We start from the raw sequence: 12,602 nt of genomic DNA, 5'->3' as shown, positions 1-12,602 counted from the left end.
TCCCGAGTTAAATAGCCCGTCGAATGGCAAACGAGGGGCAACGTTTCGTATGGAGGTAGAGTGAAGCCGGACCAACGGAAGAAACACAAGCGCTCTACCGTCGCGGCGAAGAAGGCTCTCCAGGAGGCGGAACAGGTATTTGGTTCGAATCATCCCAAGGTGGCCATGGGGCGAAACAATTTGGCTGTGCTGTATTATGCCGAAGGGAAATATGCCGAAGCCGAAATGCTTCTCAAGAAAGCGCTGCTGTTCTGGGAACAGACCCACGGCGCATATGATCTCGATTTAGCCGCGAGCCTGAATAATTTGGCCGAGGTGCATCGTGGCCAGGGACAACTCGGACTGGCTGCGGCGCTTCTTGCACGTGCATTGGCGATTTGCGAGAAAGCCCTGGGGTCGGATCACCCCGATGTCGTCACGAACCTGCACAACCTCGCGTCACTTTACTGCGATCGGGCGCAGTACGCGCCAGCCGAGCGATTTCTCCAGCGTGCGCTGGAAATTTCGGAAAAGGCAGTCGGTCCGAATCATCCCGATGTCGCTGTCTGCCTGAATAACCTGGCGGAAGTGCATCGCGCCCAGGGGCAGCATGAAATAGCGGCATCGCTTCTCACGCGTGCGTTGAAAATTAGCGAAGAGGCCTGGGGTCCGAATCACCCTGAGGTTGCCACGAATTTGAATAATCTCGCGTTGCTGTATCTCGCGCAGAAGCAATATGACGAGGCCGAACCGCTCCTCCAGCGCGCGCTCGCGATTTCAAAAGGGGTTCTCGGTCCGGTTCACCCCGATGTTGCTACAACCCTGCATAATCTCGCGGCGCTTTATCGCGGAAAAACGAAGTATTTGCAAGCCGGGAGACTCTACAAACGTGCACTGAAACTCAATGAAAAAAGTCTCGGCCTGAATCACCCCACCGTGGCGGCGAGCCTTAATAGCCTTGCGGCTCTATATCGCGACATGTGCCGACCGGAGGAAGCTGAGTGCCTTGAAAAACGGGCATCGGAAATATTGGCGATGAAGCAATAGCCTCTACCTCAGCATCCTCTGATTTGCCAGCATTAGCCGAAGATCAAACCGACAGTGTATATCATCCTCCAGCAGTACCTTTACCCATTCACGATCGGCAATGCCGTTGCATATGCAACTTGGTTTTTCGCGGAACCCGCTATAAAATTGCTACATGAATGCAGTCTCGCCGACTCCGCCAGTTATCGATTTTTCCGCCTCGTCCGTAGACGTGGCGCGTTCCCTGATAGGCGCCACCCTGCTGGTCAATGGCGTCGGAGGCCGGATTGTCGAAACGGAAGCCTATGACCACGAGGACCCGGCGTCGCATAGCTTTGGCGGTCCGACCAGGCGTAACAGGGTGATGTTTGGCCCGCCCTGCCGGGCGTATATCTACCGCTCCTACGGGCTACACTGGTGCCTCAATTTCGTTTGCCGGGGGGATGGGCATGGTGCAGGTGTTTTAATCCGGGCGCTCGAACCGCTTGCCGGGCTGGATACCATGCGTGCGAGACGCGGGCTCAGCAATATACGCCTGCTTTGCGCCGGGCCCGGCCGCGTCTGCCAGGCGCTTGGCGTCACGGACGAGCACAGTGGCATGCAGATCGATTCGCCGCCTTTTCAACTCATACCCCTCACCTTCACGGAACAGGCTTCTATCGTGACGGGCCCCCGCATCGGCATTTCCAAAGCGAAAGATGCGCCCTGGCGTTTCGGACTTTCCGGATCTCCCTTTCTGAGCCGTCCGTTCCGCTAGCTATTCCATTCCGGATGCCTGGGGGTTTCAGGTTCATCGCGACACAGTTTTCACCTCGGAGAGAGAATGAGTCACTTATTCAACAAACTTGGCTGGTTCGCACTCGCGGCTACCGGCGCCTTCGCATTCGCTTTCATCGCACTGCATCTGGGCGAATCCATCGGCGCTATCTGGATCGTCGTCGCCACAGTTTGCGTCTACACCATTGCTTATCGCTTTTACAGCCAGTTCATTTCCCGCCGGGTGCTGAGGGTGGACCCGATACGCATGACGCCCGCTTACAAATTCAATGACGGGCTGGATTATGTGCCGACCAACAAATATGTCCTGTTCGGGCATCATTTTGCCGCGATTGCCGGAGCCGGCCCCCTCGTCGGCCCGATACTGGCGGCGCAGATGGGGTATATGCCCGGCATGCTGTGGCTGCTGGCCGGCGTCGTCTTCGCTGGCGCGGTGCAGGACTTTATCGTGCTGTTCATTTCCACCCGGCGCGACGGCCGTTCGCTGGGCGACCTGATCAAATCCGAATTAGGGCAGGTACCGGGCATGATCGCCCTGTTCGGCACATTCTTCATCATGCTGATCCTGCTGGCAGTGCTGGCGCTGATCGTGGTCAAGGCGCTGGCGGAGTCGCCGTGGGGCACGTTCACTGTTGCCGCCACCATCCCCATCGCCCTGTTCATGGGGGTTTACGCGCGCTTTATTCGCCCCGGCGCAATTGGCGAGGTATCAATGGTTGGTTTTGCCCTGTTGATGATGTCGATCGTCGCAGGGCAATATGTGCAGGAAATCCCCGCGCTCGCCGCCCTCTTCACCCTGACGGGCGAACAACTGACCTGGCTGCTGATCGCCTATGGCTTCATCGCTTCGGTGCTGCCAATCTGGCTGTTGCTGGCGCCACGCGATTATTTGTCCACTTTTCTCAAGATCGGCACCATTGTCGGCCTGGCGATCGGCGTCATATTCATTTCACCGGAACTCAAAATGCCGGCGTTCACGCAGTTTGTGGATGGCTCCGGGCCGGTCTGGTCCGGCAGCCTGTTCCCTTTCCTGTTCATTACCATCGCCTGCGGCGCCGTGTCCGGTTTTCATTCGCTTATATCGTCCGGCACTACGCCTAAAATGATCAGGAATGAGAGCGATGCACGTTTCATCGGCTACGGCGCCATGCTGATGGAATCATTTGTCGCCATCATGGCGCTGGTTGCCGCCTCTACTATAGAGCCGGGCGTGTACTTTGCCATGAACAGCCCGGCAGCGATCATCGGCAGCACAGCGGAATCGGCTACGCAGGCCATTTCGCAATGGGGCTTTTACGTTACACCTGAGATGATCACGCAGACCGCGCGCGATGTCGGAGAGCACACCATTATTTCCCGTACCGGCGGCGCGCCGACCCTGGCGGTCGGCATGGCGCAAATCCTGTCGGATGTGGTCGGCGGACGGTCAATGATGGCGTTCTGGTATCACTTCGCCATTCTGTTCGAGGCGCTTTTCATCCTGACGGCGGTCGATGCGGGCACGCGCGCCGGACGCTTCATGTTGCAGGATTTGCTCGGCACATTCATCCCGTCCATGAAACGCACCGATTCGATAGTCGCCAGCCTCATCGCAACCGCTATTTGCGTCGCCGGCTGGGGCTATTTTCTGTACCAGGGCGTGATTGATCCACTGGGCGGCATTAACACGTTATGGCCACTGTTCGGCATCGCCAACCAGATGCTTGCCGGCATTGCGCTGATTCTTTGCACGTGCGTCCTATTCAAGATGAAGCGTGACCGTTTTGCTTGGGTCACCATCGTACCGGCCACATGGGTGATCGTTTGCACGTTGACCGCCGCATGGCAGAAGATTTTCGATGCCAATCCGCGCATAGGCTTTCTGGCGCATGCCAATACATACAAAGAGGCACTGGCGGACGGTACGCTCCTGGCGCCTGCCAAATCGCTCGGCCAAATGCAGCAGGTAATCTTCAACGATTACGTGAATACGTCGCTGACTTGCCTGTTCATGCTGGTATTGCTCAGTATGCTGGTATTCGGAGTCAGAACGGTGTTGCGCGCGCGTGGTGCCGGCGGACCCACCGCAAAAGAGGCGCCGTTTGAATTATTGCCGGCCGAAGCGGCGCCTGGAACGTGAGGATCACGATATGCTAGATAAAACTACCGGAATTGCGAAAGCGGCATGCTATGTCCGGCAAACCCTGCGGTTAATGGTGGGCGTGCCTCCGTACAGCACCTACGTGACGCACATGAAAAATACACATCCGGATCAGCCGGTCATGTCCTACCAGGAATTTTTCCGGGAACGCCAGGAGGCGCGGTACGGCGGCAACGGCAAGGTCACGCGATGTTGTTAGTGGCTGAACCGTACGGAGTGCCTCCCCGTTAACCCGGATACCGATATTGGAACCGAGCGATGCAACCCAGGAAACTGCGAATATCGGTAACTTGAGCGGCGCCTGCTGAGATGAAACGTGCGCTACCCTCAACAGTCTTGCTCACCAGCGGAATGCCAGGCTTGTCATGAGGAAAGTTACACTTCGGCCGCCAGCCTGTGTCAGGGCTTCCCCTGCCCGGAAATGGACCGCAGCCGCACGCATTTCCCACTGTGGGCTGAGACGATAAGTACTTTCGAGCCTGATCTGATCGCCAATGTACCTGTCGGTTCCAATGGTTTCAGGGATCACCACCAAGGGTGCTGGTGGCGTGTAAACCGCATCCTCTTTGTGATGTTTCCATAGAAAATCCCAGCCCAGAACAAGTTTCAGCGAGGGTATCGGTTTGACCGTCAAGGCTGGGTTCAGGTCCATGATATTGCCCGGTGCCAGCAGCGCTGCCTCGCTGAGGTAGGTGGGGTTGGGATAGAGTGCGTTAAAGGTACCAAGCCGCCCATCGTTGGGATTTTTATCACCGCTGGCAATATCCGCTTTCAGGTTGAGGCGCGGCGACCAAGGCACGTTGGTGAAAGTAAAACCGGTATCGGAGGAAACCGTCCAGGCGTGAATGGTTTGATCACCAACATGGCCGCTCTGAAATACCGCTTCATAGTTCCAGTCCCAGCCCTTTGCGGAACCAAAAAGCCGTGTACCGAAAGAATGCCTGTGTTCGCGCCCCTGCGCTGCCGCAAAGCTGCCCTGATCCCGTTCGTAGCCAAGCCAGTAGAGATCGACCTTGAGGGGAGCAATACGTTCCGGCGCAAGGGTGGCATACAAGCCATAGAACGCTTGCGACTTATTGGCACTGTCATCGAAGGCGCCCGGCCGGTTGAGAACCGGGCGAAAAGCAAACCCATCAATGCGATGCGATCCGCGACTCCAGCTGGCGCGTACGCCATCGAAAGCGAGGCGAATATTAGGTCCTTCTCGCACCGAGACCAGGCGCGAGGTGCCAAGCGTCATTTCCTGCCGGCCCACACGGAGGGAAAACATGTCTCCGTTCCATGCCAGGAAGCCCTGCTGCAGCTCGGGCCTGCTTTGATCCGTGCTGACCGGTCCGCCAGCGCGTCCGGTTTCGTCATATGCCCCGAGTTGCACGAATGCCTGCACGTGCTTCCCGACACGCAGGTCGCCATGCATGAGACCTCGAAACAGCGTGAAGTTATCACTGCCGGGACTACCGATACCGAAATCAAGGGGCCGGAGATATTCGGTGCGCACGCGCGCGTCAGCGCCGAATATTAGCGTGGCAGCCTCGCCGATGCGCCAGCATTTGGGCGCAATTTTGTTACAGCTTGCTCGCCAATCCTCCTCGAATCGCAAGGGTTTGTACTCGGATGCAGTCACAGGCATGGCCATCGCCAGTACCATAGCGGCTAGACCCGAGCTCCTGGACTTTGCCGCCTGCTGGCGCATGGAAACAAAACTCATCCAGGAAAGCCCGGCCGGTTTGTCGAAAAGATGGGCGGTAGTAAACACTCATACTGCCCAGCACGAGCAGCCGAGTGCACCCCAGAAACCAAGCTGGTCACTCGTGTCCACAGCATCCTGGTATGCCCGCCCATGCGCATGGCCATGCACGGAGCAACTGGTATCACAACCACAGGTTGCCTGAGCACGTTGGTGCATAGTAGGCGCGTCTACCGGGGGTTTGAAGTAGCCGCCGAAATGTTTCACTGGCGACCAGTCCGGCATGGCCGGGAGTAAAGGTGGCGCAAGCTTGCCGAACTCGTCATCGCCGTGGACGATGCGTCCGCCGACAACTGTGAGCACCGAAACAAGATTTCGAATTTCGTCTTCCGGGACCTTGAAGTAGTCGTCGGACAGCACGGCAAGATCGGCATATTGGCCGAGTTTGATCTGGCCTTTTACATCTTCCTCATTCGAGAACCAGGTGTTCGCCTGGGTGTAAAGGCGTAGCGCCGTCGCGCGATCCACGAGATTCGCCGCCGGATACAGCGAGAGACCGCCCAAGGTCTTGCCAGTAGTCAGCCAGTAGAGCGCATTCCATGGATCATAGCTGGCTACGCGAGTGGCATCGGTGCCGGCACCGACATTTACGCCCATTTCCAGCATGCGTTTATAGGGGGGTGTACGCTCCGCGGCTTTGCGACCGTAGCGCTGCACGAAAAACTCGCCCTGATAGGCCATGCGGTGCTGAATGGCGATTCCACCGCCAAGTTTGGCAATACGTTCGAGGTTGACGTCAGTCACGGTTTCGGCGTGATCGAAAAACCAGTGTATGCCGTCGAAGGGAATATCCCGGTTTACCTTCTCGAAGACGTCCAACGCCCGCGAGATGGTTTCGTTGTAGGTCGCGTGCAGGCGGAACGGCCAATGATTGCTTGCGAGGATGCGCACCACGGCTTCCAGATCGTTCTCCATTTTAGGTGCCATATCAGGACGGGGCATGCGGAAGTCCTCGAAGTCCGACGCGGAAAAGACCAGCATCTCACCCGCGCCGTTGTGCCGGTAGTAGTCATCACCGTCACCCGGCTTCCCCATTTTTGTCCATTTGGAGAAATCCGAAACCTCTTCCCCGGCTTTCTGGGTAAACAGGTTATAGGCAATGCGCAAGGTCAACTCGCCAGCCTTATGCAGATCCTCGATAACCTTGTAGTCATCCGGATAGTTCTGAAAGCCGCCGCCGGCATCGATCACGCCGGTTATGCCCAGGCGATTCATTTCCCGCATGAAGTGCCGCGTGGAGTTGAGCTGATACTCGTAAGGCAGCTTGGGGCCTTTGGCCAGTGCCGCATACAGGATCATGGCATTTGGCTCCGCCAGCAGCAGGCCGATCGGCTCTCCACTGGAATCCTTGGCAATCAGACCGCCCGTTGGATTGGGGGTATCGCGATCGTAGCCGCAGGCGCGCAGTGCTGCACGGTTCAATAGTGCGCGGTCATAGAGGTGCAGGATGAAGACCGGCGTATCCGGCGCGACCGCGTTGATTTCGTCGAGTGTCGGCAATCGTTTTTCGGCGAACTGCATTTCAGTAAAGCCGCCGACGATACGCACCCATTGCGGTGCGGGTGTGCGTGCGACCTGTTCCTTCAGACGACGCATCGCATCAGCCAGCGAGGGGAGTCCGTCCCAGCGCAATTCCATGTTGTAATTGAGCCCGCCGCGGATGAAATGCAGGTGCGAATCGATAAGGCCAGGGATGACACGGCGGTGATTCAGATCCACCACCCTTGTATCGCTGTCGGCGAAGCTCATCACCTGGTCGTCATCCCCTACTGCGGTAAAACGTCCGTCAGAGATCGCGACAGCTGCCGCCTGCGGATTCTGGAGATCCAGGGTTGTGAATTGGCCGTTGCGGAGAATCAGTTGGGCTTTAGGGCTATTCATCGTTTTCTCCTTCAGAAGTGATCAGTGCACCGGTTTTCAGAAATATGAGGACGCGGTGACTCGATCACTATCCGTCGCCGCATTCCACGCCACCTTACTTCCTGGTGATGGCAAAGTAACTCGTCATAAGATTCCGGTAGTTCGGAAGGTGATTGGAGAACAAGGCACCCAGGCCTTCGATGTCGTTGCGCCAGTCGCGGTGCAATTCGCAGGCCACGCCGAACCAGCTCATCATCTGCACGCCGGCTGCCTGCATCCGCATCCAGGCAGCGTCGCGGGTCACCGCATTGAAAGTGCCCGAGGCATCGCTGACTACGAATACCTCGTAGCCTGCCTCAATGGCGGACAGCGCCGGAAAGGCCACGCAGACTTCAGTCACCACGCCGGCAATGATGAGCTGCTTGCGGCCGGTCTTTTTCACCGCATTGACGAAATCCTCGTTGTCCCATGCGTTGATGTTGCCGGGGCGCGCGATGTAAGACGCATCCGGGAACGTTTCCTTGAGTTCAGGCACGATCGGCCCGTTCGGGCCATCCTCGAAACTTGTTGTGAGGATGGTCGGCAGCTTGAAATACTTGCCACAGTCCGCCAGGGCGAGCACGTTGTTCTTGAACTCACCGGGAGAGAAGTCCTGCACCAGGGAAATCAAGCCCGCCTGGTGGTCCACCATTAGTAGAGCCGCGTTATCTTTGGAAAGCCGGTTGTATTTAAAAGTGTTGTCCATTTCCTACTCCTTGTGGTTGTCAATCGGATTAGATGTCTAATAAAAAGTAACCGCAACTTACTTTAGGCTGTAAACGAAGCCAGTCTTACTTCTTCGCCTTCTGCACCGCCTGCGCCTTGTCATAGCTCTCGATTAGCAGCCGATAATGGGGCATGGGACCGTCAGCATAGAGATTGGCGAACTCCATCGCCTCCGGTCGATTCCAGGTTTCCTGCAGCTCCGAAATAACCGCAACGGTGTCGATCGGAATCACACCGGCTTGCACGATGCGGGCAATGGTCAGATCGGTAGCCATCGTGCTCCAGTTGCCCGAAGCGTCCACCACGGCGTAGACCTTATAACCGGCGGCCACCGCGCTGATGGAGGGGAAGGCCATGCACACGCTAGTGAGCGTGCCAGCTAAAATTAACGTTTTGCGGCCGGTCGCTTCGACAGCCTTGACGAAATCAGGACTATCCCAGACATTGATCTCACCGCGGCGCGCCACATACTGGGCATGCGGGGCAGCCTGGTGGATTTCAGGAATCAATGGGCCGTTCGGGCCGTCGGGAACCGAAGCGGAGGTAATGACCGGCATCTTGAGCAGGGTGGCGACCTTGGCCAGTGAAATCGCGTTACGGCGCAGATCCGGCACCGGGATGTCCTTGACCAATTGGAACAGACTACTCTGGTGGTCGATGAGAAGCATGAGGGTCTCTTCGGGATTGATGTGGCTCATAATGTCCTCCTTGGGTTTGGGTTCAATAAAAAGGCTTCGCAGTCCAACGGCAGAACTGACGTCGGGGCAATTTATTCGGAAGCGTTCATGCCGGCATATGCCCCATCTTGCCACTCTGATAATCGACCATTGCCTGGCGAATCTCCTCGTCATTGTTCATAACGAAAGGACCCCTGCCAACGATCGGTTCGTCAATCGGTTCGCCGGCGAGCAACAATACTGTTGCGTTCTGCGCGCTTTCGATATGGATATGGTCACCTGCCCGGTCAAACAGGCCAACTTCCGCGGCATCGATCGTTTCCGCACCACCGATGTGTACTGACCCCCTGAGCACCACCAGCAATGTGGTATAGCCCTCGGGCACAGCAAGGTTAACCGGTTGTTCGCTCGCCAGGCGCAGATCCCATACATGGATTGGCGTAAACGTCCGGGCTGGCCCCGCAAGCCCGTCGAACTCGCCCGCAATGACGCGTACGCTTCCCTGGCCATCAGGGAGATTCATAGTAGGAATCTGGCTATTCAGGATATTTTGATAGCGTGGCGGCGACATTTTGTCCTTGGCAGGCAGGTTGACCCACAACTGCACCATTTCAAACATCCCACCGCGCTGTGCAAACTCGCTGCCATGAAATTCTTCATGAACCAGGCCGGATGCCGCAGTCATCCACTGGACATCGCCGGGGCCGATCTTGCCGCCACCGCCGGAGCTGTCACGATGCTCGACCTCGCCGCTATAAACAATGGTCACCGTCTCAAACCCGCGATGCGGATGCTCCCCGACACCGAGGCGTTTTCTTGTCGGGGGAAATTCCGCAGGGCCAGCGTAATCAAGTAGCAGGAAAGGGCTGATTGCCGCCCCCAGATTCGAATAGCCGAGAAGTGTCCGCACCGGAAAACCATCACCCACCCAATGGCGCTCTGTACTCCGTTGGATGCGCTGCAATTTCTTGGCCGTCTTGACCGATATCCCAGGTTTTATTGCTTGCATGAGCTGTCTCCTTTCTAATTTTTAACGGATTAGGCAAAAATGATATTTTCAACAAAAATTTCTAGTGACTAAGCTTTTTTTCGATGCGGCGATCCGGGACCACCCACATTACAGCCACCGCCACATACAGGCTGAAAGCGATCCACCGGCTAACGAACGAGAGTGGAATAGCTGCGGCATAGATAACCAAGGATATTTTTTCCTTGTAATCACGACCGACAGCCTTAGCCAGTTCTGAATCCTTTCCCTGAAGCCTGACGAGTGCAAGCTCCAGGATTGAGTAAGCGATGGCAGCCATCAACAGAACCATGCCGTATACTGCAACCGGCCAAGTGGAAAAGTGATTTTCGCCCATCCAGCCGGTGACAAATGGGAGAAGAGAAAGCCAGAACAGCAGGTGCAGATTGGCCCAAAGGATGGGTCCATTTATCCTTTGTACGGCATGGAGCAGATGGTGGTGATTGTTCCAATAAATGCCAACGTAGACAAAGCTGAGCACATAGCTGATGAATACCGGAATCAAGGAGTACAGTGCGGCAAGATCATCTCCATGCGGCACCTTCATTTCCAGTACCATGATGGTGATGATGATAGCAATGACACCGTCGCTGAATGCTTCCAGCCGATTTTTTCCCATCAGTAATTTACCCTGGAATGTTGCCTGAATGCGAAACCTTCTACAATTCGAGATGAATATTTCTAATATGACGTACTGCATCACTGGAGACAACCCTGGTCGCTCGCTACACGATTGATCGCAAGTTTTTGCTCCTCTAGGCTCCGTTACCCGTTAACTGCGTCATCGCTACATGCCCTAATTCAATATAGTCTATAAATTACTCTTTCCCAGGTTGCTCCGGAACCAGTCTTTTTTCGAAATCAGCGTTCGAAAATATAGAACAATGCATTATCGACTCGATGATATTTTGGCCTTTCTGCAGGCAATGGAAACCGGCAGCATCAGCACGGCAGCCCAGCGCATGGGCTTGGCGAAGTCGGTTGTCAGTAAACGTATCAGTGATCTGGAGGCTGTATTAAAGGTCGAGTTGCTGCATCGCTCGACGCGTGGGGTGGTACCGACAGACAAGGGGACGGCGTTCTATCAACGCGCGCGCTCAATCATGCAGCAGCTTGACCAGGCCGCGGAGGAACTCATCGAGCAGGGCGATGAGTTGTGCGGGTCGCTGCGAATCGCTGCTCCAATGACCTTTGGGACCACTTACCTTGGGCCGATCCTGTTCTCTTTCCTCAGCCACCACCCGCGCTTGGGGCTTGCGCTGGACCTTGATGACCGGATTACCGATCTACCCGGCGAAGGCTACGATCTGGGAGTCCGTATCGGGCGGCTGCGTGATTCATCTCTTGTGGCCCGCAAATTGGCAGTGAGCCGCCGCGTGGTCTGTTGCAGCCCCGCATACGCCCAACGTGCCGGCCTCCCGGCAACGATTGAAGAACTGGCCGACCACGCATGCGTCGGCTATGTCAATGTCTCCCCTGGCCAAATCTGGCAGTTCGAGCCAGCAGAACCCGGCGGTGCGCCCCGGTCGCTGGTGGTGCGTAGCCGCATCATTGCCAACAACGGTGAATCGATGCGCGATGCGGCCATCGCGGGGCTCGGTATCTCCGTCCTCCCGGTCTTCATCGTCGCCAAGGCGCTGGCGAGCGGTCAGCTTATCAACGCTCTGCCTGACGTGTGCCCGGTTGCGGATGCGATCTACGCCGTCTATCCGCGCAACCGTCATCTTCCAAAGAAAGTCCGTGCCGTCATTGACCACTTGATTGCGGTGTTCGAGGGAGAGCCGCCCTGGGAGCGGGAATTGAACCGGGCATAATTTCTCGATTTCTGCTGATGAAGCAACGCGGGGAAGTAATCCATGGGTATCTTGTACTTTACGAAACGTATCAGGTGCGCTCAGCACATTTGCGCTATGCAGCACCGCTGCGAATAACTATTTTCAGATTTCTCAACACAACGGAAAGCCACCATGATAAAAATCATCGGAATTACAGGAAGCCTGCGTAGCGGTTCATTCAATACCGCGCTGTTGCACGTGGCTGCAGGACTGATGCCGAACGGAGCCGTGTTGGAGATTGCGACGCTCAAGGGCATCCCACTCTATGACGGAGACATCGAGACCGACGAAGGCATTCCTCAGGCAGTGATTGCGCTGCAAGAGCAAATTGCCGCTGCTGACGGATTATTGCTGGCTACCCCGGAATACAATAATTCCATACCAGGCGTGTTCAAGAATGCGATCGACTGGCTATCGCGTCCACCGAGAGACATTGTGCGGGTTTTTGGTGGCCGTCCGGTTGCTGTGATGGGAGCGTCACCTGGCGGATTCGGCACAGTCCTATCCCAAAACGCCTGGCTACCCGTGCTGCGCACATTAGGCACGCGCCCGTGGTTCGGTGGAAGGCTACTGGTATCACGGGCGAATCATGTCTTTAACGAATCGGGCGAGATGGTGGATGAGGCGGCACGGAGCCAACTTCGGAATTTTCTCGCCGGGTTTGCCGAGTTCGTCCAAGCCGGGCGGAAGCCGGGGGGTTAAATGATCAAGCTCTGAAAATAACGGCAAATATACGGATAGGGGGAACCGTATTGAGAATTGTGCCGTT

The 12,602-nt window shown here is 56.3% G+C and carries 12 protein-coding genes; 6 read left to right on the top strand and 6 right to left on the bottom strand.

What is annotated here, in order from left to right:
• Window positions 1-60: 60 nt before the first annotated feature.
• The 4 genes from BLP45_RS02875 (at window position 61) to BLP45_RS02860 (ending at window position 4,121) form a co-directional block, all read left to right on the top strand.
• Window positions 61-1,026 (top strand): tetratricopeptide repeat protein, encoded by a 966-nt coding sequence (locus tag BLP45_RS02875; RefSeq protein WP_090369618.1) that lies wholly within the window; start codon window positions 61-63, stop codon window positions 1,024-1,026.
• Window positions 1,027-1,180: 154 nt separating this feature from the next.
• Window positions 1,181-1,762 carry a DNA-3-methyladenine glycosylase gene (locus BLP45_RS02870; protein WP_090369616.1) on the top strand — a complete coding sequence of 194 codons (582 nt, stop codon included), beginning with the start codon at window positions 1,181-1,183 and terminating at the stop codon, window positions 1,760-1,762.
• A gap of 66 nt (window positions 1,763-1,828) precedes the next feature.
• Window positions 1,829-3,901, top strand: coding sequence for a carbon starvation CstA family protein (locus BLP45_RS02865; RefSeq protein ID WP_090369614.1), 2,073 nt, complete (start codon window positions 1,829-1,831; stop codon window positions 3,899-3,901).
• Between the two features lie 10 nt (window positions 3,902-3,911).
• On the top strand, window positions 3,912-4,121 hold the full coding sequence (locus BLP45_RS02860; RefSeq protein ID WP_090369612.1) for a YbdD/YjiX family protein: 210 nt from the start codon (window positions 3,912-3,914) through the stop codon (window positions 4,119-4,121).
• A 141-nt stretch (window positions 4,122-4,262) separates the two neighbouring features.
• Here BLP45_RS02860 and BLP45_RS02855 read toward each other — a convergent pair whose 3' ends face one another.
• The 6 genes from BLP45_RS02855 to BLP45_RS02830 all read right to left on the bottom strand — a co-directional run bounded on the left by BLP45_RS02855 (window position 4,263) and on the right by BLP45_RS02830 (window position 10,617).
• Window positions 4,263-5,678, bottom strand: coding sequence for an alginate export family protein (locus tag BLP45_RS02855; RefSeq protein WP_090369610.1), 1,416 nt, complete (start codon window positions 5,676-5,678; stop codon window positions 4,263-4,265).
• The gene (locus BLP45_RS02850; protein ID WP_090369608.1) at window positions 5,679-7,550 is read right to left on the bottom strand and encodes an amidohydrolase; all 1,872 of its coding nucleotides are present in this window, start codon (window positions 7,548-7,550) and stop codon (window positions 5,679-5,681) included.
• Window positions 7,551-7,644: 94 nt separating this feature from the next.
• Complete coding sequence (gene ycaC, locus BLP45_RS02845; protein WP_090369606.1) at window positions 7,645-8,274, bottom strand: isochorismate family cysteine hydrolase YcaC; 630 nt, start codon at window positions 8,272-8,274, stop codon at window positions 7,645-7,647.
• An 85-nt stretch (window positions 8,275-8,359) separates the two neighbouring features.
• The gene (locus tag BLP45_RS02840) at window positions 8,360-8,992 is read right to left on the bottom strand and encodes an isochorismatase family protein (RefSeq protein WP_090369604.1); all 633 of its coding nucleotides are present in this window, start codon (window positions 8,990-8,992) and stop codon (window positions 8,360-8,362) included.
• An 85-nt stretch (window positions 8,993-9,077) separates the two neighbouring features.
• On the bottom strand, window positions 9,078-9,980 hold the full coding sequence (locus BLP45_RS02835) for a pirin family protein (protein WP_090369603.1): 903 nt from the start codon (window positions 9,978-9,980) through the stop codon (window positions 9,078-9,080).
• Between the two features lie 61 nt (window positions 9,981-10,041).
• Entirely contained in the window at window positions 10,042-10,617 is a 576-nt protein-coding gene (locus tag BLP45_RS02830; protein ID WP_090369601.1) for a TMEM175 family protein, read from the bottom strand.
• Window positions 10,618-10,882: 265 nt separating this feature from the next.
• Here BLP45_RS02830 and BLP45_RS02825 point away from each other — a divergent pair, with 265 nt between their 5' ends.
• Window positions 10,883-11,812, top strand: a complete 930-nt coding sequence (locus BLP45_RS02825; RefSeq protein ID WP_090369599.1) for a LysR family transcriptional regulator — start codon at window positions 10,883-10,885, stop codon at window positions 11,810-11,812.
• Window positions 11,813-11,965: 153 nt separating this feature from the next.
• Window positions 11,966-12,535, top strand: a complete 570-nt coding sequence (locus BLP45_RS02820) for an NADPH-dependent FMN reductase (RefSeq protein WP_090369597.1) — start codon at window positions 11,966-11,968, stop codon at window positions 12,533-12,535.
• Window positions 12,536-12,602: the final 67 nt, after the last annotated feature.

Origin of the sequence: Nitrosospira sp. Nl5 (genome assembly GCF_900102495.1) — a bacterium.
Lineage (GTDB): Bacteria > Pseudomonadota > Gammaproteobacteria > Burkholderiales > Nitrosomonadaceae > Nitrosospira.
The sequence above is the reverse complement of the archived record's forward strand: the minus strand, read 5'-3'. Positions and strand labels throughout refer to the sequence as shown.

What these genes read in the sequence shown, in the direction of transcription:
- BLP45_RS02870 (WP_090369616.1), top strand. Translation starts at nt 1,181, where the DNA reads ATGAATGCAGTCTCGCCGACTCCGCCAGTTATCGATTTTTCCGCCTCG.
- BLP45_RS02865 (WP_090369614.1), top strand. Translation starts at nt 1,829, where the DNA reads ATGAGTCACTTATTCAACAAACTTGGCTGGTTCGCACTCGCGGCTACC.
- BLP45_RS02860 (WP_090369612.1), top strand. Translation starts at nt 3,912, where the DNA reads ATGCTAGATAAAACTACCGGAATTGCGAAAGCGGCATGCTATGTCCGG.
- BLP45_RS02850 (WP_090369608.1), bottom strand. Translation starts at nt 7,550, where the DNA reads ATGAATAGCCCTAAAGCCCAACTGATTCTCCGCAACGGCCAATTCACA.
- ycaC (WP_090369606.1), bottom strand. Translation starts at nt 8,274, where the DNA reads ATGGACAACACTTTTAAATACAACCGGCTTTCCAAAGATAACGCGGCT.
- BLP45_RS02840 (WP_090369604.1), bottom strand. Translation starts at nt 8,992, where the DNA reads ATGAGCCACATCAATCCCGAAGAGACCCTCATGCTTCTCATCGACCAC.
- BLP45_RS02835 (WP_090369603.1), bottom strand. Translation starts at nt 9,980, where the DNA reads ATGCAAGCAATAAAACCTGGGATATCGGTCAAGACGGCCAAGAAATTG.
- BLP45_RS02830 (WP_090369601.1), bottom strand. Translation starts at nt 10,617, where the DNA reads ATGGGAAAAAATCGGCTGGAAGCATTCAGCGACGGTGTCATTGCTATC.
- BLP45_RS02825 (WP_090369599.1), top strand. Translation starts at nt 10,883, where the DNA reads ATGCATTATCGACTCGATGATATTTTGGCCTTTCTGCAGGCAATGGAA.
- BLP45_RS02820 (WP_090369597.1), top strand. Translation starts at nt 11,966, where the DNA reads ATGATAAAAATCATCGGAATTACAGGAAGCCTGCGTAGCGGTTCATTC.